Raw genomic sequence first — 24,834 nt, 5'->3', positions numbered from 1 at the left:
AACTGATCAAGAATGGAGAGTTAGCACGATGACACACATCTCATATTACCGTTCAGATGAAGGTAAACGCTTTCTGGACGAAGTTCAGGACGAGGCCTACGTCCGTTCCTCGCTGCATGGGGATGCATGGGTGGAGAAGGACAGCCACATTCCAATCCGCTGTACGACAGACAAAGTGCACATTTCAATAGCACCCCGCCATGCCGATGCAGAGCCATCAGCTGATTTCACATATACCAATCACCACAACGCTCGCAATTCTGCCTTCAAAGAAACTTTACTTTTGTCCGGAATCTGGCGTATGAAGGGAGGCGAGGCAGCTGATCATGGAGATCCGGCGCCTGCGACAGGCTGGTTTGGACGAAAAGCCCAGGCAAGTGAAGGCATGCGGGAACGCTGGTACGAACCGGATCACGATCGGTGCGATTGGCTGGAAGTTAGCGTGCCCACAACGGTGCAGAAAGCCCTGGTTGATCAGGAACTGCTCGATGATCCACACTGGAATACCAACACGATCGATGAACTGGAGAATCACGGTATGCCTGAAGAGACCCCCGTCTGGTTCCGCAGGACACGCGTGGAATGCAAGGAATGGTGGTTTGCTACGTCATTTGAACTGTCTGAAGAATGGGTGGGAGGCCGACTCTCCTTACAATTCGACGGGATCGACTACTCGGGCACCGTATTTTTTAATGGCGCATCACTGGGACATCATCAGGGCATGTTTGGCGGCCCAATTCATGATATTACAGACTTGGTTCGACATGATAAATCCAATGTGGTTGTTGTTCGACTGGACCCTGCACCTCAAAGTTGGAACGGCCTGATGAAGCCCAGTCCGGGCTTTGGCTGGCATTATGGACACCTGATTTCACTCGGCATCTGGAAGGATGTACGGGTGGTGGCCGAACCGGACATCGCTTTGCTTGATCCGTATGTTGTAACCCTGTCCCACACCTCGGATGAAGCTGTGCTTCACTTGGAGTTTACGGCTGAGAGTAATCTCGTTGAGCAAGTGGAATTATCCATCAAAGGCTGTATCCGATCGAAGAAATCGAAAACGAGTGTGGATTCATTTGACCCTGATAAGCAGACACTTTGCCAAAGGGATACCCATTTTACGTATTCCATTGAAGTGCCATATGGCCGCAGCAAATTCAGTACCGTAATCAGACTGACTGATCCCGAGGTTTGGTGGCCGACGGGTTACGGGGAACAGCCTCTCTATGAGCTTGTGTTATCTGGATCTAATTCTGGACCCATTAACGTTGGCGAAGCTCACACGTCTTTTGGCATCCGTACGATTGAAATGCGTCCTCTGAACGATGCAGCACCGGAAACGGAATATCGCTGGCAGTTTGTCATCAATGGCGAGCCCATGTTCATCAAAGGCGCGAACTGGTGTTGGCCTGATGCCATGCTTGACCAGCAGAATGGGCAGTATGAACGACTGCTGGAGCTCGCCCGCAGGGGAAATGTGCAGATGCTCCGGGCATGGGGCGGCGGCTTGGTGGAAAGTGACGAATTTTATAATCTGTGTGATGAAAAAGGCATTATGGTCTATCAGGAATTCCCGCTCTGCTGGGGTCCTCCCGATTCACCACTGACGGACCTTGGCGTTATTGACCGCCAGACCACAATTTCAGTAAAACGGCTCAGAAACCACCCTTCCTTGATCATGTGGGGGGGAGGCAATGAGAACGGCAATCATGGCGGTGCAGATGAAGGATTATTTTTGGTCGGAAAAAGATGCCGTGGATACGATCCATCCCGTCCGTTCCATCGAACCGATCCATGGGGCGGAAGTGTGCATAACTGGAACGTATATCACGGGGGTGAATCCCTGGATGAGGCAACGTTAGCGATGCCATCGGTGTTTTACGGCGAATTCGGCATTCCAAGTCAGACCAATGTTTCAAGCTGTCTGCGCTATATGCCGGAAGAAGCGTTGGCGTCATTTCCTCCAACGGAAGATAGCAGGGGTTGGAAAGCGCATTTTCACCAGTTCGGTCTGAAGGACATCATTAAAGTCATGCGCTACGCGGCGTACGGACCGATCCGCAACTGGCAGGACTACATCACGTATTCTCAGACTGCTCAAGGTGATGCGATTCGACTGACCGCTGATGTACAGAGGGCGGGAACAGGAAGAGATAAGAGCGGCTTCTGGTACTACAAATTCACGGATTGTTTTCCCGGACATTCGTGGGCGGTGATCGATTATTACGGAACAGCCAAGCTTTCCTATTATCGTGCCAAACAGGTCTCACGTCCGCAAAATGCCTTCATCACCTGCACCAAACTGGATGCGTGGCAGCCAGATGAAATATTCCGCGCAGCACTGCACGTCGTGAACGATTCGCGTAACGCCCTTATCAATGCAGCTATCCAAGTCTCGATGTACGACAGTCAATTAAGCGAGGTGAGGAAGTGGAATTATCCGGCGCTAACCGTGAAGACCGGGCTGGCGAGCTGCATCGATCAACTGGAAGTCACGTTGCCGGAAGAATCAGCAATTCGGCCGTTCTTGATTGTCGTCACGCTTCATGAAAGCAATGGAGATCTTGTGTCCGATCAGTGGTATTGGTTCAATGCCCAGCCGAAGACTCCAGAGCTGATCACTTTTGAGAGGGAGCACCGCCATCAAGCAAACGAATATCCTGACGATGAGGCCAAGCAGGCATTTGCATTGTACGCCGAACTCTCCGATGCACCGCTGCGTGAACTTCCGCGCACTGCGCTTGAATGGTCTGTCGAGACCCAAGACCAGAACGGCTTTATTGTCATTCGAAACATGGGAAACGTGCCTGCGATTCGAGTGATGATTCACCATTTTCCAGACGAGTGGAGTTGTTATCTGGATGACAATGATTTTGGACTGCTTGCGGGAGAAGAGAGACGCATCCCGTTTGAAATCGGGCCTGACGTGATGCTGGACGGCATTACGGTAAGTGCCTGGAATGCGTTTGAGATATCCCGAAGTGGCGTGCCCATCACAAGTAAATCGTGCTGACTGACAGGAAGGAGCGACAACATGACATCCATGAAGAACATGGCGGAAACAAAGGAGAAATCAGTATCTGACGAATGGTGTGCCCAGTGGATTACACGCCCGGTAGTCCAGCCTCATGACTGGATTTCATATCAGGCGGAAGTCATTCTCAGCGTGGAAGAAGGCGGTGCAGCATTTCTGTTCGGTTATCGTGACGAAGGCAATCACTGTGGTATTGAACTGCTTGAGCCTGAAGAAGATGCACAGCAGACGCACGTGTGCATATACCGCGTTGAAGAAAACGTACGCCAGGTTCTGGGGAAGATGGTTTTACCTGCACTGCACAAACTTCCTCAACGTTTATCACTCAAGATAAGTACGGAAGCCGGGCAATGGCAAGTATCCATCGATGAACTTTACACGCATCGCTGCATGGCAGCAGCTTATGAAGGAACGATTGCATTCCGGACGACTGACGGGCAAAAGGCAACCTTCCGTGATCTAAAGCTCAGCGGGAGTGATGGCCGCGTGCTGTACTCCAACCGCTTTTATGATCCGAAGACGACTCATTTTACCACAGATACGATTAGCCCTTCGGGGAATGGGCTTGTGCTTGAGGAAAATATGCTGTCGATCTGTGAGGCACCCATTCCAGTTGACAGCCCTCTGTTTCGCAAAACATTTGAATTGCCATCGTCCGCAGTTGAAGCCAGATTGCGCATCTATTCGGTAGGTTGGTATGAGCTCTGCATCAACGGGAACCCGGCGGACAACCGAGTTCTGGCTCCAGCCAATTCGCCGTATTCCCGCAGAATGCTCTATGACACCTATGACGTGACCCATCTGCTTCAAGACAAAGATAACGTACTCGGCGTGTGGCTCGGGAATGGTTACCATTTCAATTATTCACGGTGGGGATGGAAATGGAATCAGGATAAAACCTTTATCCTGCAATTGGACCTCCAGTTTGAGGATGGCAGCAAGCGTACCATCATAACGGATGAATCCTGGTCATTCGCGTCAAGCCCGATACTTTCGAATGATATCTATGACGGAGAGTCCTATGATGCACGACAGGAGTACATCGGTTGGGATCAACCGGGATTTCTTGAAAACGGAAATTGGTCGAGGGCTGTAACTGCCGAACCACCTGTCGGCAAGCTTGAAGCGAACATCCAACCTCCTGTTGTACCTCACAACCCGATCGAGCCCATCGCTGTATTCAGGCCACGTCCGGGCGTGGGCGTATACGATTTTGGTCAGAACATGGCAGGGTGGGTTCGCATTCAGGTAACAGGAGCGGAAGGCAGTCAAGTGCAGTTGAGATACAGCGAGCTAGTCGATGAACAAGGCAACATTGATCCCTGGACGAATCGAAATGCCAAAGCAACCGACACATACATTCTCCGTGGAGAGGCGAAAGAACGTTATGAACCTCGCTTCACGTATCACGGCTTCCGTTATGTGGAAGTCAGCGGTGAAACAGATCATCTCTCCATTCAGGCCATTCCCATTCATGCAGACGTAGAGCCGGCAGGCAGCTTTGAATGTTCAGATGAAGGGCTCAATCAGCTCTACAGTAATATTCGCTGGTCATACCTCAACAATCTGGTCAGCATACCCACGGACTGCTGTCAGCGAGATGAACGTACGCCTTGTCTCATGGATTCTGCTGTTGTTGAGGAAGCCGGCATGCACCATTTCAATATGCAGAATTATTATCGCAAATGGCTCGGAGATATTGAAGAAAGCATGACCAACCCGGACTGGAGCGGGGACAAAGTGTTTCTTCCTTGGCGTCTCTATCAGCATTATAACGATCTGGATATTTTACGCCAGCGTTATCCGTCCATGAAAGCATATATTGACCATCTGCATCACTTATGGCCAGACCATCAGGTGAAGGAGGGCTTTGGGGACTGGTGTCCTCCCAATGATGATGGTTGGGAAAATTACTTTCACGAAGTCGAACTGGTGAATACAAGTATTTACTACAAAATCACGTCCATTGTTGCCGAAACGGCGTTGATCCTGGGCTTGAGCGCAGATCATGAACATTATTCGACGCTGGCTCGGGATATCAACCAGGCCTTTCATCGAAAATGGGACGTGGGGAACGGCGTTTACAGCAGCGGTTCCCAGACCGCTCAGCTTCTGCCGCTCGCTTTTGGCATGGTGCCGGTCAAAGAGCGGGCCTCAGCCGCAAAACGGCTTGTGGAAGCTATTGGGGAACACGACGGTCATCTTCATACCGGTATCTATGGCACCAGATATCTGATTGACGTGCTGGCGGACTACGGATACATCGATGTTGCCTATGAGCTTCTGAGCAAAAAGGAATATCCCGGGTTCGGATACCAGATTGAGCGCGGAGCAACGACGCTCTGGGAGCAATGGAGCGAGAAAGGTGGCATGCATTCCCATGACCACGCCATGTTCGGGGGCATCAGCGTTTCTTTTTACACGCGGCTGGCTGGTATTAGGCCCGACTCACCCGGTTACGAAAAAATATGGATTGAGCCGATGATTCCCTCCAAGTTGGAAAGGGTGAGTGCTTCGCTCAGGACGGCACATGGAACCATTGCGGTAGCATGGAAAAAAGACGAGGCAGGTCTGCACATGGAGGTGACGATCCCTGAAGGAACTACAGCCACATTTGTCGTGCCTCCTGATATGGTAAACGCCGCCAATCTACGCCGTTCTCACACATTGAACCCGGGACAACACATCTTCTCCGTCCCTATCGATACGATCCGATAAAATATGAAGCAAAGGGGAAATACAGATGACGGATATGAAGCATCGTTATGAGAGCGGATTTCCAAAGATCGGCATTCGCCCAATCGTGGATCGCCGCAAGCTTGTAAAGGCTACGCTGGCTGAAAGCACGATGGAACTGGCGCACGAAGCTGCTGCTGCGATTACCTCCGTTCTCCGAAACCCGGACGGCTCAACAGTGCAGGTTGTCATCTTTGATACATGCATCTCCGGAATGAGCGAAGCAGCCCGTTGTGCTGAACAGTTCAGGAAGGAAGGCGTCGGGGTCTTGGTCACAGTTGCAAACGGTTGGTGTTATCCACTTGAAACGATGGAAACGGACCCAACCCTGCCGCACGCCGTCTGGGGATTCAATGGCACTGAACGCCCCGGTGCGGTCTACCTGGCTGCGCTGCATGCGGCGCATAATCAGAAAGGCCTGCCCATTTTCAAAATCTACGGCAGACATATTCAGGATCTGGAGGAACGCAAACTGCCAGAGGATGTTCGGGATCAACTGGTCCGGTTCACTCGTGCGGGTCTGGCTGCTGCACTGCTGCGAGGAAAATCCTATCTGTCGATCGGCTCCGTCTCCATGGGCATCGCAGGTTGTATTGTAGACGAAGATTTCTACCAGCGTTATCTGGGTATGCGCAATGCCTATGTGGACATGACTGAGGTTACGCGCAGGCTGGAGAAGCAAATCTATGACGAGCAGGAATTCCACTCAGCTATGGCTTGGGCCGATCTTCATTGCAAGGAAGGGCCTGATCCCAATCCGGAGTCGGTTCAAATTGATCCAGAGAGCAAAAAGGAGAACTGGAAAACTTCTATTCGCATGACGTTGATTGTGCGTGATCTGATGATTGGCAATCCCAAACTGGCCGAAATGGGATACGAAGAGGAGGCGTATGGTTATAACGCCATTGCTTCCGGGTTCCAGGGACAGCGTGAATGGACCGATCACCTTCCCAGTGCAGATGTGCTTGAAGCGATTCTATGCAGTTCATTCGACTGGAATGGCATTCGCGAACCCTATATGGTCGCCACCGAAAACGACAATCTGAACGCCATCACCATGTTGTTCAATCACTATTTGTCGCATACTGCCCAGATTTTTGCCGATGTTCGTGCATTCTGGAGTCCGGAAGCTGTGAAACGCGTGACAGACTGGCAACCGGATGGCTTGGCTGCGGCAGGGTTCATACATTTGATCAATTCGGGACCGGCGGCGCTTGATGGAACGGGGGAGCAGCTTCGCGACGATCAGCCTGCGATGAAGCCTCACTGGGAGATTGATGAGCAGGATGTTCATGCCTGCCTCAATGCGGTTAGCTGGCGACCAACCTATATGGACCAATTTGCAGGCGGAGGCTATTCTACCGATTATACAACGCGTGGGGGGATGCCCGTCACCATGGTACGCATTAACCTCATAGCAGGGCTGGGGCCGGTGCTTCAGCTTGCGGAAGGGTATACGTTGGAGTTGCCAGAGGAAGTGCATCAACGACTGGATCTGCGAACGACACCAACGTGGCCAACAACATGGTTTGTCCCGAATCGGGTAGCAGGTGATCCGATATTTGATGACGTCTACAGCGTGATGGAAGCCTGGGGTTCGAACCATTGTGCTGTAAGCTATGGCCATATCGGAGCCGACTTGATTACACTTGCGAGCATACTGCGCATTCCGGTTAACATGCACAATGTTGAAGTAAAGCGCATTTTCCGGCCCAGCGCCTGGACAGCATTTGGCACAAAAGATCATGAGGGTGCAGACTATCGTGCTTGTGCTGCATATGGCCCGTTGTATGGCTGAGCAGAGAGGATGACAGGATTGGAAATAATTAGTGACTTTGGAAGGTATTCATCTAATGACTCGGAGGTTGCAGACATATGACGACCCATTTACAGCCTAAAGGGATTGGCAATATGGAGAGGTTCGACTTGCTTCCTGTACTAAAAGACCGCGTGCAGGTTCACTATGAAGGAAGCATCGACAAGCAAGGACGCAATGCGGACTGGGATTGGTGGCTTTATAAGGACAAGGAGGAATGGGTGATTTTTGATTATTGCGGTCCAGGATGCATCTATAATTTTGTCCAACACCGTTATCCCGAGAGTCCGGAACCGACCTTTTCTTTTTATTTTGATGGCGAAGATACGCCCCAATTTGTAATTAAGGCCTCCGAATTCGGGAGTAAATTTCCTTTCGTAACTCCACTGGCAGACGTTTATATTGGACCCGAGGACAATGGGCGTGGACCGATACGCGTCGTTCGAAGTTATGTGCCTATGCCTTTCAAGAAATCATGCAGGATTACTTCGGATATTCAACTAAAAGGAGCAGCCAAAGGGGATGGCGGTTGGGGCCATGTCGTTTATCATTCCTATGATGACTCTGATCAAATATCTACGTTCACCGGAAAAGAAAACTATGCCCCGCTGATCGAAATGTGGTCTCGGGTTGGTGAAGATCCCAAAACAGCCGTGATATGCAAATCCCGATATTACGAAATGCTGGCCGTTAAAGCAGGAGAGAAACGAACCATTCTGGAAGAGGTGGGTCAAGGCAGTATCGCCTCGATAAGCGCTGCGTTCGATCCCCACTCCTTTGCATCCGAAGACCTGCAACACCTCTGGATCAAAGCAAGCTGGGATAAACATGAACAACCGGATATTTGGTGCCCCATAGGTGTATTCTTTGGCAACGAGCTTGGATTCAATCCTGTCGGTGTACTGTCGCATGGAAGAAGAAGGGACGGATTATTCTATAACTATTTCTCCATGCCGTACTGGGAGCATGCGGTAATTGAACTGGTGAACAAAGGAAACCGTGACGCCTTGTTATCCGAATTACACATTGAATTTACAGCAGAGCGAAACGCGGTTTATGAGAAGGGTCGAACCGGTTATTTTCGCACATCGAAATATTATGAACGTTTGGCAACAGAAGGGTCTGACAGCATCATCGGTCAAATCAAGGGAAAAGGACATATGGTGGCTGGACACGTAACAGGCTTTACCCGTAAACCAGGTACTATCAGCTGTGAAGGCGATGTCCGTATCCACATTGACGGCAATGCGACACCACAAGTTGAAAGCGACGGTTCCGAGAGCTGGGTATGTTATGGTTGGGGATTTCCCACGCCGCCTGAATGTAATCCATCCAGCGCCTATGACGGAATCCCTGACAACCCATGGTCCATGGTCAGAATGTGCAGCGGTGACTGGTATCCCTTTCAGACGGAGCTCGTATTTGGTATCGAAGCAGGCGAGTATAACAATCAGTATCTCGAACATTCAGGCATTCTGTTCTACTATGGTGTGGACGAACCGGGAATGGTTCTGACGGACGAAATGGATATTGGCGATCCCTTATCGGAGAGGAACCATGATTACAAAACAGAAGGCAGCCGCGGTTACTATACTCTGGATTCAGCTTATGAAGGGGATCAAGACGATATCATAATTCGTGATAGAGGTCATGAGACAGATGGTTATAGTGAATTCACAATCCGTATCAGGGAGGACAACAGAGGCGTAAGAATGCGGCGGCGGTGTGATCAGATCACAGGCAGACAACGGGCCTTCGTTCATGTAGATGGGGTGAAAGTAACAGAAAGAACGTGGTACACGGCGGACCGAAATCCCTATAAACGATGGTTGGATGATGAGTTTGTAATCCCTGAATCCTATACCAGAGGAAAAAAGGAGCTGCATATTCGAATCGAATTCATTCAGGACGGCGAGGCCAGAGCATGGAACGAATTCCGTTATTGGGTATATACGATGATCTAGAAGAACGGAAAGATGTGCTGGGCGTTCGACTCTTTCACTCAGTTCCTAATCAAGAGTTCAAACAGACATTATTTGAGGGAACTACGCATATCCCTTATATGCTTGACGAACCTATTAGAAAAAAAGCTGCGTTCGTAAATGGTTATGGTTTATCAAAAATGGTCTGGAGCCGAATGGACAGCCGTATGTTATGGCAGTCACATTCCATCGTAGTGAAGTGGATGAACTGGCCATTAAGAGTCTTGGCGATTCCGTTCGGGATACAGCGCAGTATGATAACCTGAATCCGGATGGGCTAACACCTCAAGCACTGACCGCCCCAGAAGGTGAAGGATATATGGATCAGAGTATTACGAGAGCCATTATTGCTCCAAGTGAAGCTGAAGCCAACACTGTATTTGACAAGATGCTGGAGGATATGAAGAAGGCTGGCGATGAGAAAGTGGAAGATATCATTAACGAGAAATATGCTCAGCGTATGGAACTGTGGTCTTCAAAATAATTGGAAATAAACTTATAAATAAAAGTGTCCCGGGCGATTGCTCGGGGCGCTTTTTATTTGTGGACGCATTTAATCATAAATCCGTACGAAGTGAGAGGTAATTCATAGATCAATTAACAATTTCTTTGACTCTAATTGACTAAATCATTTCTTATCTGATGAACTAGTAAAAATGCTACAGAAAGTGGGAACAACATCTATGATTCCATTTGTATATGACCAGATTAACCATTGGGGAAAAGACGACGAGTTTTTCCTTGCCTTACCAAATATATTAAAAGTAGAGTCTATCGTTGACTTAGGCTGCGGAACAGGAAGATGGACGACTCATCTTGTTCAGTACGGTTATAAAATTACAGCTATTGATCCCCATGAAGAAGCAATTGAAGTAGCGAGAATTAAAGATAATGCAGACAAAGTGAATTGGATTGTAGGAGATAGCTCAAATTTACAAATCAATACCAATGACGCGGTTATTATGACTGCCAATGTTGCACAGGTATTTCTTACAGATGATAGTTGGAAGAAAGTAATCTCAGACGTATTTCGATCCCTAAACGTTGGCGGTCACTTTATTTTTGATATTAGAAACCCTTTGGCAAAAGTGTGGGAAGAGTGGGAGAAGGACAAGACTCCTGACTTGGCTAAAGATATGCGAAGTGGAGACCCTCTCGAAATCTATACAGAATATGAAGGGTTTGAGGGAGATATCTATACTTTTTATGAAACTGTGAAAAATACAAAAACAGACGAAGTCCTAGTTCATGAAAAAATGCAGATCAGATTTCGAAATCAAGGAGAATTGGATGAGTCGCTGAAACAAACAGGGTTTTCGGAAATTGAAACATATGGCGATTGGGAATTTGAACACGCAAATTCTAAAAATCGATCCTTTATTTTTCATTGTGTAAAATAGAGTCATGCACAGAAATTAAAATCTTTAGCCTTTAGCTATGGTGTCAGACATTCCCAATCGTATATTTCAAGGCAACCGGATCAAGTTGCTAAATTTCAACCGAATTCTTTACCGAAGTCCTCCATCTTTTCAAGAATTGGAAGTAACTTCATTCCCTTTTCTGTCAACGAGTACTCGACTCGTGGAGGAACTTCCGGATAAATATCACGTTGAATAACGCCATCATTCTCTAATTCCTTAAGTTGCTTGGTAAGTGAGCCTTGAGAAAGATCCCCAAGGAATTTTTTGATGTCCGAATAGCGACGTGTTTCATCTTTTAGATACCATAATATAAAATACTTCCATCGTCCGGAAAGAACATTTTGCGTAAAGGCTATCGCGTACATATCACTATTTCCATCGATGAACTCTTGCTCAAATCCTTCATTACAAACCCGCATTGATATCACTCCTATTCTATAGGTACAGAAAGATGTACTATGTTCATTTATATTGCCCTCTTTGCAAAACAAACGAACACACTTAAGATTGGGTCAACAACCAAGACAATTTAATTTTGTTTTATAACATAATATTATTTTTTAGTTATATATTTAGCATGCTAAGTAATTATTATATTTTTCAATGTCATCGTTAGCAAGCTAGACTATTAAATTAATTGTGTATTGTAAATCCACTACTTGCTTATATGGAATGAATGAAGGAGAAGAATTATATGCAACAAAATAAGAAGATGCAATTGGCTCTACAGATGGTTTCGGGATACGGCGGTGAATTCAGCGCTTGGAGAGTGCCTGGCACTGACCCAGCAGCTTATACAAATATAGATAGTTATGTAGAACGGGCGAAGATAGCCGAAAAAGGGAAGTTTCAAATGATTTTTATTGCCGACACTCCTTCATTAACTGTGAACTTAGGCCCTCAGACGCCTGCGTTCCCAATGGATCCAACGTTGGCTCTAATGGCCGTAGCCCGAGAAACGAAACACATTGGACTTGTTGCTACACTCTCTACGACATTCAACTATCCATACAACATTGCGCGTCAGTTCAAAGCACTGGATGTAATTAGTCAAGGACGTGTAGGGTGGAATGCGGTTACAACATCCGACCCCTCAGCTGCTGCAAATTTTGGTGCCAAAGTTGCCAACCGTAAAGAGCGGTATGACAAAGCACATGAAAGTATACAAATTGTTCAGGCTTTGTGGGGGAGTTGGGAGTCCGATGCTTGGACACTTGATGTAGAGGGAGGGCAATTCGCTGATATGGACAAAATCAAGCCAATAAACCTTCAAGGTCAATATTATGCATCTCGTGGTCCTTTGCCAATTCCCCCTTCTGCACAAGGCCAACCTGTTATCTTCCAAGCGGGAGGAGGAGGTGAGGGATTAGAATTAGCTGGGAGATATGCCTCGGGCGTGTACGCGAATCCCTATGATATCGAATCTGCTCGTGAACAAAGACAAGCGATTCGGCAAAGTGCCGTTCATTTTGGGCGAGAACCTGATGATATCAAGATGTTTGCTGGTTTTATGTTTTCGCTGGCATCTACCGAAGAAGAAGCCTTGAACCGTCGAAAACAGCTTATGAGCTTTAATCCTCAGGAGATTCCTAGTCGGGTAAGTTATCTCGGTTCTATGATCGGTTTAGCCTTGTCGGTAAACTCGATAGATATTGATAAACCAGTACCTCCTGACTTGTTGAAACATGCATATGCTCATCCAATGGACCCAAGATCACCAAAAGCTTTGCAATTACTGCAGCAAGGGCTATCCATTCGCGATGTTCTTGCCCATGGGGTCATTAATTATCATCCTGTCGTTGCAGGAACACCCACACAAGTTGCTGATTTTTTAGAAGAATGGTTTTTGGCTGAAGCTTGTGACGGCTTTTCGGTCGTCCCCGATATAGCTTTTGATGGCGTTGCGGATTTTGTAGAGCTGGTTGTGCCTATCTTACAGAAACGTGGTTTGTTTCACACTGAATACGAAGGAAAAACCCTTCGAGAGAACATGGGCGTTCCATACGAATATGGGATGCGGGTATTGAAATAAACAAATAAAGGAGAGATTACATGAATCACACACTTGAGTTGCTTCATAATCACACATCGTATCGTACGTACACATCGCAACCCTTAGCAGAGGAACAAGTCGATGCGATCTTTAAGGCCGCCAATCAAACTTCATCGTTCAGTCTTTTGCAGGCCGTGTCCATTGTTCGTATCACTGATCCGGTTCTACGAAAAAAGGTGAGAAAACTTTGTGTTGATCAACCTTATATTGAAGAGGCGGCAGAGTTTTGGATTTTTTGTGCGGATTTTAACCGAAACCATCAAATTGCTCCGGATGTAGATATCGAATATATTGAATTCCTCTTGATTGGTTCATTCGATGCCGGGCTCGACGCACAAAATGCATTAACTGCGGCTGAATCCATGGGACTAGGCGGTGTTTTTATTGGTGCGGTCAGAGCTAATATTGAGGAATTATCAGACTTGTTGGGCTTACCGAACTATGTGATTCCCTTGGTGGGATTATGCATAGGCAGTCCCACGGGAGATAAACCTGAACTGAAACCTCGTCTGCCTCAATCTATGGTTTTACTTGAAAATCAGTATCAGGCACTCGATCAAGATATAATGGCTAGCTATGACGAAACCATGTTGAAATACTATGAGAATCGTCCGGTAAGAGCTCCTTTCACAGTCAAAAAAGTAACAGGATGGAGTGACCACATTCAGGATCATCTACAAAGAAGTATCCTACCTCAAATGATGGACTATTTGAACAAACAAGGATTTGCTAAAAAGTAACACGGCACACCTTATCAAACAATTAAAATGAAGAACTATGCTATGAGGTAACATGACTCACAAAATGGAATATCAAAAAGGGGAGCAAAAAAATGAGATTTGGAATAATCGGAGCAGGACCCATTGCATTATCTATTTCGAAAAAGTTGGTAAATAATAATCACGATGTGAAAATTGCAGATGCTCGTGATATAGAACGGTTGAAAGGGAAACCTATTAACGCAATACCTGTAAAGGTAGAGGATGTCATTTCCAATATTGATGTTCTCATTATATCAATTCCTCTTCATGCGCTGCCTAATATTCGTAGTGTAGTTGAAAAAGCGGCGGATGAAGTTATTGTAGTCGACACTTCCAATTACTATCCTCAAATGGGAGTGAAAATTGATGACATCGAGAATGGGATGGTTGAAAGTGTCTGGGTTACAAAACAATTAGGCAGATCAATTATCAAAGCTTTTAATAATTTGTTAGCCTATACTTTAGAACATGAGGGTACACCGGAAGGAAGCAGTCATCGCATTGCGGCAGCTATTGCCGGTGATGATCTTCAGCAAAAGCAAACAATTATGAGCATAGTCAGTGAATTAGGTTTCGATACAGTGGATAGCGGGAGTTTAAATGATTCATGGAGACAGCAGCCAGGAACACCAGCATATTGCACAGAACTAACCCAAGAGGAATTAAGTGAAGCACTTCAAAAGGCCAAAAAAGAACAAGCCCCATTTCTGCGGGACAAAGTTATGGAGAAGCTGATCGCGGCTTCTGGTGGATATTCGCATAAAGAAATCGTCAACCTAAATAGAGAAATGTATAATTCCTAAATCAATAACTCGGATACTAATATAGAAGAAGCGGCAGATGAGGACACGCAATAATGTCTATCTGTCGTTTTTTTGAAATTTTGGGTCACATGCAGTACGGTTCCCAGAGAGATATTTGCTAGAAATGATGTCCTTAGCACCTGGGTGTTTGACTTGAAAGTGAATTGACTCCTAAAATAACGTCGTGATACATTTAGTTTGCTTAATATTAATCAGTTTAAAGGGAGGGATCATATATGACAGATGCAGTAGACTGTGACATTCGACAGTCTTTAGATCGGATTTCCTCCCAAATGCGTCGTAATTATAGTGAATCACTGCGGGAACTTAATCTTTATGTAGGGCAGGATAATTTGCTCTATCGTCTGTGGACAGGTGACGGCGTAACACAGATGCAGCTATGTGAACACTTAAAATGTGAGCCTCCAACAGTAACAAATATGGTTAAATCACTGGAGCATAATGGATTTATATATCGCAAACGGGATGTACAAGATGCGCGAGTCATGCGTATTTATCTGACCGAAAAAGGGAAAGAATTAGAGCAACCAGTCAATAAAAAATGGAGGGAGCAACAAGCAAAATTGCTTCACTCCATTTCTGAGGAAGAACGTCTGATCTTAAGAAAGCTAATGCACCAAATGGAGAGGAATATAATACGACCGGGGATCGGTTGCAGTTTTGCTGAAATGTAATCAACTGAGCGAAGATACTCGGCAGCACTGACCGAATGTCGCGAGACGAGAACATGTTTCCACTTAAGTCGCTAATTTAGCGGCTTTTTTATTTTATCTGTACCGATTACCGGAATGGACAAGAGCATATTTAAATCCCTTAATTTGCTTGATGTCTTGGATTCTAAAACTCTTAAAATTCTCAGTTTAATGGGCAGGTTAGTTTTAAATTTAACGGGATTATATTTTTGAATTTGAATAGTACCTATGCTATCATTTACACAAATATTTATAAGAGGAGTGCTTACTTTGAGAAGCGTCAACATACATATTAGGGATATTTCCGTCGATGATGCTGCTGGACTACTCCAGTTGCAGAAAGAAAACCGTGATTTTTTTGAAATCTACGCACCGATACGCACCGACGATTTCTATACGATAGAAGGACAGCTTAAGTATATTCAAAAGCAGGTCGAAGCTAGAAAAAATGACCAAGCATATAATTTTGGAATCTTCACAAACACCGATAATATGTTAGTGGGGACGGTAAGCCTTTTCCACGTGATGCGGGGCCCACTTCAAAGTGCATACATCGGATACGACTTAGATCAAAAAAGTAACGGTAGAGGCTACACAACTGAGGCTGTTCGGTTAGTCGTTGACTATGGCTTCAATAAATTAAAATTACATAGAATTGAAGCAGGGGCAATGACGCATAATATCGCCTCAATTCGAGTGCTTGAGAAGGTTGGTTTTCAAAAAGAAGGTATTGCTCGACAGAATGTTCATATTAATGGAAAATGGGAGGATCATCAGATACTCGCGATTCTTAATCCATACAGTTAGTTCTTTAGAATATGAGTAGTACTGCCTCCATATAACTTTACGTTATAGAGTATAGTAAGACGGGAAACGTTAGCTCAATAATATGAAAAAAGCAGCTGATCAATGTGATTGGCTGCTTTTTATTTTAACTATCGAGCAGGATCATTCAATGACTAAAAGGAAATAAATCAACGAAACAAGTGTCGAGGGACAAGAACATGATCCCATTGAATTGAAGTCGCTATTTTAGCGGCTTTTTTATGTTATCGGTAGAAGTTCTTGCCCCGAATCAAAGACAAGAACTTCTACCGATTACCGAAATGGACAAGAATATATTCCTTTTTCCGATTAGGTGAATATCTATGTGGTCAGGAGAGCCTAACTTCGGCAAGCGCTTCCCTTCGAAGTCATCTCATTGCGTTGGCACTTAAGGACCCGTTTGCATTGGGGAAAATCGATTAATTAAAAGATATAAACAAAAATTTAATAGCGATTACTTCCGGTGAAGGGGGAATAATCACTATGTATATTTGCGTATTTCTTTAATTTTTGTCCTCCACATGTGTACAATAAACAAAAAAGATGCTACATTGAAATCAGTAAAACACCATTTACAACAAGGTTTTTTCGCATAATGACATGTCTCCTGTACAAGGACAAACGTATATTAAGGAGGGAATCAAATGTCAAGTCAAGCATTGGACCAATTTTTAAGTTCGAACATCGAAGATTTAAAGAATAAAGGTCTATATAACTCCATCGATACACTGCAGGGTGCAAATGGTCCTGTTATTCGTATTGACGAAAAGTCCCTAATCAATTTGTCTTCTAATAACTATTTGGGCTTGGCAACAGATTACCGACTGATTGATGCTTCTGTTAAGGCGGCGCAGACATACGGGGCAGGAGCAGGGGCTGTGAGAACAATTAATGGTACGATGGATCTTCATATTGAGCTGGAAGAAAAACTGGCCCGTTTCAAACAAACGGAAGCCGTTATCGTGTATCAATCGGGATTTAACTGCAATATGGCTGCGATATCCGCGGTAATGGACCAACTTGATGCGATTTTATCCGATGAGCTGAACCACGCTTCCATTATTGATGGCTGCCGCCTGTCGAGAGCCAAGGTAATTCGCTTTAAGCATTCGGATATGAATGATTTAAGACGGCTGGCGAAAGAGACCAAGGAATCCGGTCAGTACCATAAAATTATGGTCATCACCGACGGGGTTTTCTCCATGGATGGTGATATAGCAAAGCTGCCCGAAATCGTGAAAATAGCAGAAGAATTCGATCTGATTACTTATGTGGATGATGCCCACGGTTCGGGCGTTCTCGGAGCAGGTGCAGGAACCGTGAAGCATTTTGGATTGTCCGACCGTATCGACTTTCAAATAGGTACTCTTTCCAAGGCAATTGGCGTTGTCGGCGGTTATGTGGCGGGAAAAAAACAACTGATCGAATGGTTGAAGCTGAGAAGCCGCCCGTTTCTGTTCTCCACATCGCTACCTCCGGCTGCAATCGCTTCCTGTAGCGCTTCGATCGACATTTTGATGAATGACAAGGAGCTGATTGAAAAGCTGTGGGAGAACGGCAATCATTTGAAAAATGGATTGAGCAGGCTTGGATATAATGTAGGTCAAAGTGAAACACCGATCACCCCTTGTATCATTGGCGATGAAGTAACCACCCAACAGTTCAGCAAACGGCTCTATGAAGAAGGCGTTTACGCTAAGGCCATCGTGTTTCCGACAGTCCCGAAGGGAACCGGAAGAATACGCAACATGCCGACAGCAGCCCATACTAAGGAGATGCTCGAACAGGTGATCTCCGTTTATGAGAAAGTTGGCACAGAAATGAAGCTGATTTAGCTACATTCGCGGGAGACTATTTCGGGAGGAATGTCTATGAAGAAGATATTGGTGACCGGAGCACTGGGCCAGATCGGTTCTGAGTTAGTTGTTAAATTACGTGAGATTTATGGTGCGGATCACGTTGTTGCTACGGATCTCAGGTCATCATCCCACGAGATCACCCGATCCGGGCCATTCGAACTGCTGGATGTGACAAATGATAAAGCGATGTTTGAAATCGCCAAGCGGTACGAAGTAGATACCGTCATGCATTTGGCTGCGCTACTCTCGGCTACGGCAGAGGAGAAGCCCCTGCTTGCCTGGAATTTGAATATGGGCGGATTGATGAATGCACTTGAAATATCCAGGGAGCTCAGTTGCCAATTTTTCACTCCGAGCTCCATTGGATCTTTTGGCCCTTCGACTCCGAAAGATAATACCCCGCAGGATACGATCCAGAGGCCTAATACGATGTACGGCGTGAACAAGGTGTCCGGCGAACTGCTTTGTGATTATTATTTTCACAAATATGGTCTTGATACCAGGGGACTGCGATTCCCGGGTTTGATATCTTATATGACGCCTCCCGGCGGAGGAACGACGGATTATGCGGTGGAAATTTACTATGCAGCTGTGACGAGTGGTCGGTATACATCTTATATCGCCAAAGACTCAAATATGGACATGATGTATATGCCGGATGCGCTGAACGCCATCATTGATTTAATGGAAGCGGATTCATCCTGTTTGATACATCGAAACTCATTTAATGTCACCGCAATGAGCGTCGATCCAGAAGCGATCGCTGCCGCGATTCGGGAAGAGATTCCCGGATTCATCCTGGATTATGATGTTGATCCGAAGAGACAGGCAATTGCCGATAGTTGGCCGCACTCCATGGATGCAACAGCTGCGAGAACAGAATGGGGATTTCATGCCCGCTACGACTTAAAGACCATGACGAAAGATATGCTATCACAGTTAAGTGAGAGACAAATGCTTCGCAAAGCTTAATGTTATTGTAAACTTACAGTACAGAGCGAGTAGAAATAAGGCTGGGTTGAAGGTACAGAACATGTTAATTACGAAATTTATCAATTCCATTAAGCTAACGGGCAGGATAGTGGTAAAGCGAAGAGCGGAGATGTTTTGATTTATCTTCAAGCGTACAATATTATTTTTTAAAAGTGCAGTCATAGAAAAGGAGCCGTCATTCGAGGGGCTCCTTTTCTGTGATATCTACCCAGCTACTGTTCGCAAGCATTTATCACTCATCATCTATTGGAATACCTGCGGCTTTTAAGTGTCCGTGAGTGAGAATTTTTCCGAATTGAGAAGCAAGTTCACTTGGGGTATAAGAAAAATCATTTTTAACCCACCATATTACAATGCCCATAAAAGTAGATGCGATATATTGAAGTAATAATTCCTTTGAAATCTGAAGGGGCATATTATCCAAGCCATCTTCCACTGTATTTTTTATAATTTCCTCCATCTTTGATTGAAACCCATAAATTCTATTCTCATCAAGTAACAATGCTTTATAAAAGGGAATATTGCCTTTAATTTTCTCCAGTATGGTTTGCATTAGTTGTTCAAGCATAGAGCCGCTTATAGGAGATTTGCTGCTCGAACAAAGATTGAGTGTACTCTTTAGTTCTTCTAATAATTCGTCCATAGATACGTTTAACAAATCGGGTTTGTTCTGATAATGAAGGTAAAAGGTATTTCGGTTAATCATCGCCTTATCGGCTATATCTTGAATCGTAATTCCTTCGTACCCTTTTTCATTAAGAAGTTCTATAAACGCCTTTTTTATCGAATGTTTGGAGCGAAGGATACGTAAATCGATTTTTTTGCTCATTATGGCTCATTCCCTTAACTTTTTTTGTTAGATATACGACATTTAAGTTGAAACTGTATTTTATCTCTCAAAATCAAAATTATTAAACATTGAATGCTGACCTTTTATTTATCATAATAAACAAAAGATAAATATACAACACATTGACCATTATTTATCTGGTTGATAATTAACTTTAATTAAAGGAGAGATTTTAGATGAAAACGATAGCGATTGTTGGAGCAGGAGCAGGTTTAGGGATGTCCATTGCAAAGAAATTCGGACAAAATGGATTCCGCGTAGCGCTTATTGCACGAAATGAAGAAAAGTTGAACCAACTAGTTATTGAATTAGAACAATTGGGAATCGAAGCTGCTTCATTTCAAGCGGACATATTAAATAAAGAACAAATTGAGATGGCATTTGCTGCTATTAAAGAGAAATACGGATTTATTGATGTTCTTGAATACAGTCCAACGCCGAGCTTTGACTCAGTAGCGCCAACACTAGATGTAACTGAAGAAAATGCATTATACCAATTTCAATATAATGTTTTAGGTGCTTTATCAAGTGTTAAACAAGTGCTTCCGGATATGTTGGATAAGCAAAGCGGTGCTCTGTTATTTACAACGGGAGGTGCTTCAGTACACCCGGTACCGATGATGGGTAATGTCGGCATTGCAATTTCAGGACTTCGTAATTATATCTTTAATTTGAACAGCGAACTAGCTGACAAAGGAGTTTATGCAGGTCACCTTTCGATCGGAATTTGGATGCAGCCAAATTCAGGAGTTCAAGATAAAATCGCTGATATTTGGTACGACATGTACAGCAAAAGAGACAGAGTAGAAGAGTTTATAACTGAAGATAAAGTGTAAGCTGAATAATTTATATTAGAGGAGACACAGGAAAGAATATGAATATCACTGTTTTTGGTGCAACTGGTGCAATTGGACAGCTTGTGACCCAACAAGCATTAGATCACGGAGATTTCGTTACGGCATACGTTAGAAACCCCCAAAAAATCAGCCTCAAACATCCAAATTTGAGTCTTGTACAAGGGGAACTTTCGAATAGCTCAACCATCGAGAAAGCCGTTGCCGAATCTGATGTCGTAATCAGCACATTGGGGCCAGCCTCCGATATGTCACGAAAGCTTAAAGGCACGCCGATTGCTGACGGACACGAACTGATAATTAAGGCTATGAAGAAACATAACAAAAAAAGGTTCATTACACTTGCGACGCCAGCTTTGCAATCAGATGACGATAAGAAAAACATGTCCACGATACTTCCAGGTGTATTAGCCAAAGTTCTCCTTCCGAACGGTTATGCAGAAATGAAGAAAATAGAAGGAATAATTAAAACATCGAATATGGATTGGACAGTCGTTCGAATTATTAACCCCAATGTTAAATACACAGGGCAGTCTTATGACTATTCATTTGGAGATCAATCGGCTAAAATGTCTGTTTCCAGAGAAAATGTTGCCAAATTCATGTATTCTGCTGCTCGTGACAACCAATTGATTAGAAAAATGCCTATTATTTATAACAAATAAACTCAATAAAAATGAAGTATTCACCGATTAAGGTGGTTAGTGAGGGAGAATTCAAAATGAAAATCGAGATATGGTCGGATTATGTTTGTCCATTTTGTTATATTGGTAAACGACGATTAGAGTCTGCATTGGAGCAATTCGCTCATCCAAATGAAGTGGTCATTGAATATAGAAGCTTTGAACTTAATCCGCAAACATCCATGTACTCAGGCAAAAGTATGCATCAAATCCTTTCTGAGAAACATGGTATGAGTATCGAGCAAGCGAAAAAGGCACATGCTGAACTTGAAAAACAAGCAGCAATGATGGGGCTCGTGTATAATATCGACCAAATACAGCCCACCAATACGTTTGATGCGCATCGTTTAACCCAATATGCCAAATCAGTGGGTAAAGATCAGGAATTAGCAGAGAAGTTGTTCTATTCTTATTATACGGACGCCAAGTTAATTAGCGATTATGATACATTAGCAGATATTGCAGAATCAGTTGGAATGAACAGAGATGAGTCCATGGCAGTTCTCCATGACCGCTCCAAATATGCTAGCGAAGTGCGTTCAGATGAAGCTACAGCAAAACAATTAGGGATTACAGGAGCACCTTTCTTTGTCATTGATAGAAAATACGCGATATCCGGCGCACAACCAACAGAGGTATTTTTAAAAGCTCTTAACCAAGCATCTCAATAAATAAATCCAGGTATTGGTAAGACAAAGATACTATGAAAGCATTATCGAGAGAGCAATCACAATGTATTTTAGAACAGCGTGTAGATAGTCAGTTCAAGCGAAATAGGCAAAATCATAAACCGCCCAAAATCCTTATTGGAATTGGACGGTTTTTCTTTTAGTCATCAAACAATATTTGCTTCTCAATCGTGTATGCGATATATTGCATATAAGATTAATTGTAATGAGGATGAAAACCATGCCAATTCCCAAAGATTTTGCCTTACCCGCCCGTATGTCTGCAAAAGAAAGAGCGTTTTCTCAGATTCAGCGATGGATTATTGATGGAACACTGCAACCAGGTGAAAAGCTTATGGATGCGGAATTGGCTGAATCGCTTGGAGTCAGCCGGACACCGATTCGGGAGGCATTTCAGTTGCTCGAAGTTCAAGGCCTCGTGTCTATGCATCCAGGAAAAGAAACAAAAGTAACGAATATTGAGAAAAACGATATTTTCAAGATGTACTCAACGATGGCTGCTCTTCAGGCTTTAGCTGCTGAAATCACCGCCCAAATTATTGTTTCAGAACAGATCGAGAAACTAAGATCCATAAATTTGGAATTTGCTAGTTCCATTAAAAATGGACAAGTTTATCAGGCTATGGAGGTGGATGAGCAATTTCATAACTATATTGTGGAGCTCTCAGATAATCCTTATGTAGCCACATTTAATGCCTCTCTACAGATTCACATTAGGCGATTTAAATATGTGTTTTTAAAACAACCCATCACGGCTACACTAGCTTCAGTGGAAGAGCATGATTTGATTATTAAAGCTTTTGAAGGCAAAAATAGCGATGATGCTCACATACTAATGAAACAAAATTTTATCCGACCGATGCAGGAACTGTACGAAATACTTTGAAATGAGGAATAAAAAACATGGAGAATAAAAAAGATCTTCGTATTCGAAGCAAGGTAATCAGTGAAGGTGCTAACCGTGTACCGAACAGAGCCATGCTGCGTGCAGTTGGTTTTCAGGATGATGATTTTAAAAAGCCAATGATTGGAATAGCGAGTACGTGGAGTGAGGTAACGCCGTGTAATATGCACATCAATGATTTGGCGGTACAAGCTAAGCAGGGCGCACGTGATAACGGTGGTGCTCCACTGATTTTTAATACGATTACCGTTTCGGATGGAATTTCGATGGGGCACGGCGGGATGTTGTTCTCGCTACCAAGTCGGGAAGCTATCGCTGATTCGATTGAAATTGTGACCGGAGCGGAGCGATTTGACGGCGTTGTTGCAATCGGTGGCTGTGACAAGAATACACCTGCATGTCTGATGGCTATTGGACGCATGAACATTCCTTCCGTTTATGTATATGGGGGAACCATTCAACCAGGTAATCTCGACGGCAAAAAAGTGGATATCGTTTCCGCTTTTGAAGCCGTTGGTCAATATCAAGATGGCAAAATAACAGATGAACAGTTGCATAAGGTAGAATGCAGTGTTTGCCCAGGTCCAGGCGCTTGCGGAGGCATGTATACCGCTAATACGATGGCAGCCGCTGCAGAAGCAATGGGGATGTGTTTACCTGGTTCTTCTTCGACATCAGCGATTTCAGCGGATAAAGCATCGGAATGCGAAGCAGCCGGTAAACAGGTCATCTCACTGCTTGAACAAGAGATTTATCCAAGAGACATTATGACGAAGAAAGCATTTGAGAATGCGATCACTGTTGTTATGGCTCTGGGGGGATCAACTAACGCATTTCTCCATCTGCTAGCTATTGCGCACTCGGTAGAAGTCGATTTAACTTTGGATGATTTTGAGCGCATTCGCCTGCGTGTTCCTCATTTGGCGGATCTGAAGCCAAGTGGTCAATATGTAATGCAGGATTTGAACGATATCGGTGGCGTTTCAGGGGTAATGAAGCTATTGCTTGCTGAGGGATTACTTCATGGGGATTGCCTCACGGTAACAGGCAAAACGTTGGCGGAGAATTTAGCGGAAGCTGCTCCACTTCCGAATGGTCAAGAGATTATACGTCCGCTCGATAATCCGCTGAAGCCAGATGGACCGTTAGTTGTGCTTCGCGGAAACCTCGCTCCTGAAGGCGCTGTTGCAAAAATGTCAGGTATGAAGATACAACAGTTCTCTGGCCCAACTAAGGTGTATGATAGCGAAGATGAGGCGACAGTAGCGATTATGAATGATGAAATTAAAGAAGGCGATGTCGTGGTCATACGTTACTGTGGTCCGAAGGGTGGACCAGGTATGCCAGAGATGCTTTCCGTAACAGCACTCATCGTAGGCAAAGGACTCGGTGGGAAAGTTGCTCTCATTACAGATGGTCGATTCTCGGGTGGATCGCATGGATTTGTAGTCGGCCATGTATCACCTGAAGCACAGGTAGGTGGACCGATCGCTTTGCTCCAAAATGGGGATATGATCACCATTAACAGTGACATCCAGGAGATGAAGGTTGAGGTGTCAGAAGAAGAGTTAGCCGCTCGAGCGGAAGCGTGGGTACAACCTCCACTGAAAGTAAAATCTGGTGTACTGGGCAAATATGCCAAATTAGTTTCATCTGCTTCCAAAGGGGCAGTAACCGATTCGATGGATTAAACCAAATATAATCGATAAATTTTAATGAGTGCTTCTTCAAAGTCGCTCCGCTATGCGGGGCGACTTTTTGTTGCTATCTATCACATGAACGATATATAGATATTGCGATTGAAAAAAGAGTTAATTTCTATGTGGGAATTGTATATTTTATCGGGGGAAGACCTTTA

20 protein-coding genes and 1 pseudogene are annotated in these 24,834 nt (G+C 44.6%); 19 read left to right on the top strand and 2 right to left on the bottom strand.

What is annotated here, in order from left to right; genetic code table 11:
- Positions 1–28: 28 nt before the first annotated feature.
- The 7 genes and pseudogenes from ACX9NY_RS07485 (at position 29) to ACX9NY_RS07455 (ending at position 10,968) form a co-directional block, all read left to right on the top strand.
- Positions 29–3,013, top strand: a complete 2,985-nt coding sequence (locus ACX9NY_RS07485) for a glycoside hydrolase family 2 protein (RefSeq protein WP_472477891.1) — start codon at positions 29–31, stop codon at positions 3,011–3,013.
- A gap of 21 nt (positions 3,014–3,034) precedes the next feature.
- Positions 3,035–5,752 (top strand): family 78 glycoside hydrolase catalytic domain, encoded by a 2,718-nt coding sequence (locus ACX9NY_RS07480; protein ID WP_472477889.1) that lies wholly within the window; start codon positions 3,035–3,037, stop codon positions 5,750–5,752.
- Between the two features lie 25 nt (positions 5,753–5,777).
- Positions 5,778–7,568 carry an L-fucose isomerase gene (locus ACX9NY_RS07475; RefSeq protein WP_472477887.1) on the top strand — a complete coding sequence of 597 codons (1,791 nt, stop codon included), beginning with the start codon at positions 5,778–5,780 and terminating at the stop codon, positions 7,566–7,568.
- 77 nt (positions 7,569–7,645) lie between these two features.
- Positions 7,646–9,550, top strand: a complete 1,905-nt coding sequence (locus tag ACX9NY_RS07470; RefSeq protein WP_472477885.1) for a DUF2961 domain-containing protein — start codon at positions 7,646–7,648, stop codon at positions 9,548–9,550.
- A 20-nt stretch (positions 9,551–9,570) separates the two neighbouring features.
- Positions 9,571–9,669: pseudogene (locus ACX9NY_RS07465) on the top strand (LysR family transcriptional regulator); the annotation flags it as partial.
- 71 nt (positions 9,670–9,740) lie between these two features.
- Positions 9,741–10,052: a hypothetical protein gene (locus tag ACX9NY_RS07460; RefSeq protein WP_339233916.1), complete on the top strand. Its 312-nt coding sequence runs from the start codon at positions 9,741–9,743 to the stop codon at positions 10,050–10,052.
- Between the two features lie 199 nt (positions 10,053–10,251).
- On the top strand, positions 10,252–10,968 hold the full coding sequence (locus ACX9NY_RS07455) for a class I SAM-dependent methyltransferase (RefSeq protein ID WP_472477883.1): 717 nt from the start codon (positions 10,252–10,254) through the stop codon (positions 10,966–10,968).
- A 95-nt stretch (positions 10,969–11,063) separates the two neighbouring features.
- Here ACX9NY_RS07455 and ACX9NY_RS07450 read toward each other — a convergent pair whose 3' ends face one another.
- Positions 11,064–11,408: a winged helix-turn-helix transcriptional regulator gene (locus tag ACX9NY_RS07450; protein ID WP_339233920.1), complete on the bottom strand. Its 345-nt coding sequence runs from the start codon at positions 11,406–11,408 to the stop codon at positions 11,064–11,066.
- A 275-nt stretch (positions 11,409–11,683) separates the two neighbouring features.
- Between ACX9NY_RS07450 and ACX9NY_RS07445 the strand changes: the two genes are divergently transcribed.
- From ACX9NY_RS07445 to ACX9NY_RS07415, 7 genes are all read left to right on the top strand, one after another.
- Positions 11,684–13,021, top strand: a complete 1,338-nt coding sequence (locus ACX9NY_RS07445; RefSeq protein ID WP_339233922.1) for an NtaA/DmoA family FMN-dependent monooxygenase — start codon at positions 11,684–11,686, stop codon at positions 13,019–13,021.
- Between the two features lie 20 nt (positions 13,022–13,041).
- Complete coding sequence (gene nfsA / locus ACX9NY_RS07440; protein WP_472477881.1) at positions 13,042–13,782, top strand: oxygen-insensitive NADPH nitroreductase; 741 nt, start codon at positions 13,042–13,044, stop codon at positions 13,780–13,782.
- A gap of 92 nt (positions 13,783–13,874) precedes the next feature.
- On the top strand, positions 13,875–14,606 hold the full coding sequence (locus ACX9NY_RS07435) for an NADPH-dependent F420 reductase (RefSeq protein WP_339233926.1): 732 nt from the start codon (positions 13,875–13,877) through the stop codon (positions 14,604–14,606).
- Between the two features lie 236 nt (positions 14,607–14,842).
- Positions 14,843–15,301 carry a MarR family winged helix-turn-helix transcriptional regulator gene (locus tag ACX9NY_RS07430; protein WP_339233928.1) on the top strand — a complete coding sequence of 153 codons (459 nt, stop codon included), beginning with the start codon at positions 14,843–14,845 and terminating at the stop codon, positions 15,299–15,301.
- 288 nt (positions 15,302–15,589) lie between these two features.
- On the top strand, positions 15,590–16,126 hold the full coding sequence (locus ACX9NY_RS07425; protein WP_339233930.1) for a GNAT family N-acetyltransferase: 537 nt from the start codon (positions 15,590–15,592) through the stop codon (positions 16,124–16,126).
- A gap of 662 nt (positions 16,127–16,788) precedes the next feature.
- A complete protein-coding gene (locus tag ACX9NY_RS07420; RefSeq protein ID WP_472477879.1) occupies positions 16,789–17,979 on the top strand; it encodes a glycine C-acetyltransferase in 1,191 nt (396 codons plus the stop codon).
- A 36-nt stretch (positions 17,980–18,015) separates the two neighbouring features.
- Positions 18,016–18,975 (top strand): L-threonine 3-dehydrogenase, encoded by a 960-nt coding sequence (locus ACX9NY_RS07415; RefSeq protein ID WP_339255500.1) that lies wholly within the window; start codon positions 18,016–18,018, stop codon positions 18,973–18,975.
- 253 nt (positions 18,976–19,228) lie between these two features.
- Here ACX9NY_RS07415 and ACX9NY_RS07410 read toward each other — a convergent pair whose 3' ends face one another.
- Positions 19,229–19,825, bottom strand: coding sequence for a TetR/AcrR family transcriptional regulator (locus tag ACX9NY_RS07410; RefSeq protein ID WP_472477877.1), 597 nt, complete (start codon positions 19,823–19,825; stop codon positions 19,229–19,231).
- A gap of 197 nt (positions 19,826–20,022) precedes the next feature.
- Between ACX9NY_RS07410 and ACX9NY_RS07405 the strand changes: the two genes are divergently transcribed.
- The 5 genes from ACX9NY_RS07405 to ilvD all read left to right on the top strand — a co-directional run bounded on the left by ACX9NY_RS07405 (position 20,023) and on the right by ilvD (position 24,667).
- Positions 20,023–20,682, top strand: a complete 660-nt coding sequence (locus tag ACX9NY_RS07405; RefSeq protein WP_339233940.1) for an SDR family NAD(P)-dependent oxidoreductase — start codon at positions 20,023–20,025, stop codon at positions 20,680–20,682.
- 38 nt (positions 20,683–20,720) lie between these two features.
- Positions 20,721–21,365: an NAD(P)H-binding protein gene (locus tag ACX9NY_RS07400; RefSeq protein ID WP_339233942.1), complete on the top strand. Its 645-nt coding sequence runs from the start codon at positions 20,721–20,723 to the stop codon at positions 21,363–21,365.
- A gap of 56 nt (positions 21,366–21,421) precedes the next feature.
- Positions 21,422–22,054 carry a DsbA family oxidoreductase gene (locus ACX9NY_RS07395; protein WP_472477874.1) on the top strand — a complete coding sequence of 211 codons (633 nt, stop codon included), beginning with the start codon at positions 21,422–21,424 and terminating at the stop codon, positions 22,052–22,054.
- Between the two features lie 238 nt (positions 22,055–22,292).
- Entirely contained in the window at positions 22,293–22,958 is a 666-nt protein-coding gene (locus tag ACX9NY_RS07390) for a GntR family transcriptional regulator (protein WP_339233947.1), read from the top strand.
- Positions 22,959–22,975: 17 nt separating this feature from the next.
- Positions 22,976–24,667: a dihydroxy-acid dehydratase gene (ilvD, locus tag ACX9NY_RS07385; RefSeq protein WP_339255505.1), complete on the top strand. Its 1,692-nt coding sequence runs from the start codon at positions 22,976–22,978 to the stop codon at positions 24,665–24,667.
- Positions 24,668–24,834: the final 167 nt, after the last annotated feature.

Source organism: Paenibacillus sp. CB74 (assembly GCF_055687625.1).
Note: the sequence above shows the minus strand (reverse complement) of the source record. Positions and strands in the feature narration are given on the sequence as shown.

What these genes read in the sequence shown, in the direction of transcription:
- ACX9NY_RS07485 (WP_472477891.1), top strand. Translation starts at nt 29, where the DNA reads ATGACACACATCTCATATTACCGTTCAGATGAAGGTAAACGCTTTCTG.
- ACX9NY_RS07480 (WP_472477889.1), top strand. Translation starts at nt 3,035, where the DNA reads ATGACATCCATGAAGAACATGGCGGAAACAAAGGAGAAATCAGTATCT.
- ACX9NY_RS07475 (WP_472477887.1), top strand. Translation starts at nt 5,778, where the DNA reads ATGACGGATATGAAGCATCGTTATGAGAGCGGATTTCCAAAGATCGGC.
- ACX9NY_RS07470 (WP_472477885.1), top strand. Translation starts at nt 7,646, where the DNA reads ATGACGACCCATTTACAGCCTAAAGGGATTGGCAATATGGAGAGGTTC.
- ACX9NY_RS07460 (WP_339233916.1), top strand. Translation starts at nt 9,741, where the DNA reads ATGGCAGTCACATTCCATCGTAGTGAAGTGGATGAACTGGCCATTAAG.
- ACX9NY_RS07455 (WP_472477883.1), top strand. Translation starts at nt 10,252, where the DNA reads ATGATTCCATTTGTATATGACCAGATTAACCATTGGGGAAAAGACGAC.
- ACX9NY_RS07450 (WP_339233920.1), bottom strand. Translation starts at nt 11,408, where the DNA reads ATGCGGGTTTGTAATGAAGGATTTGAGCAAGAGTTCATCGATGGAAAT.
- ACX9NY_RS07445 (WP_339233922.1), top strand. Translation starts at nt 11,684, where the DNA reads ATGCAACAAAATAAGAAGATGCAATTGGCTCTACAGATGGTTTCGGGA.
- nfsA (WP_472477881.1), top strand. Translation starts at nt 13,042, where the DNA reads ATGAATCACACACTTGAGTTGCTTCATAATCACACATCGTATCGTACG.
- ACX9NY_RS07435 (WP_339233926.1), top strand. Translation starts at nt 13,875, where the DNA reads ATGAGATTTGGAATAATCGGAGCAGGACCCATTGCATTATCTATTTCG.
- ACX9NY_RS07430 (WP_339233928.1), top strand. Translation starts at nt 14,843, where the DNA reads ATGACAGATGCAGTAGACTGTGACATTCGACAGTCTTTAGATCGGATT.
- ACX9NY_RS07420 (WP_472477879.1), top strand. Translation starts at nt 16,789, where the DNA reads ATGTCAAGTCAAGCATTGGACCAATTTTTAAGTTCGAACATCGAAGAT.
- ACX9NY_RS07415 (WP_339255500.1), top strand. Translation starts at nt 18,016, where the DNA reads ATGAAGAAGATATTGGTGACCGGAGCACTGGGCCAGATCGGTTCTGAG.
- ACX9NY_RS07410 (WP_472477877.1), bottom strand. Translation starts at nt 19,825, where the DNA reads ATGAGCAAAAAAATCGATTTACGTATCCTTCGCTCCAAACATTCGATA.
- ACX9NY_RS07405 (WP_339233940.1), top strand. Translation starts at nt 20,023, where the DNA reads ATGAAAACGATAGCGATTGTTGGAGCAGGAGCAGGTTTAGGGATGTCC.
- ACX9NY_RS07400 (WP_339233942.1), top strand. Translation starts at nt 20,721, where the DNA reads ATGAATATCACTGTTTTTGGTGCAACTGGTGCAATTGGACAGCTTGTG.
- ACX9NY_RS07395 (WP_472477874.1), top strand. Translation starts at nt 21,422, where the DNA reads ATGAAAATCGAGATATGGTCGGATTATGTTTGTCCATTTTGTTATATT.
- ACX9NY_RS07390 (WP_339233947.1), top strand. Translation starts at nt 22,293, where the DNA reads ATGCCAATTCCCAAAGATTTTGCCTTACCCGCCCGTATGTCTGCAAAA.
- ilvD (WP_339255505.1), top strand. Translation starts at nt 22,976, where the DNA reads ATGGAGAATAAAAAAGATCTTCGTATTCGAAGCAAGGTAATCAGTGAA.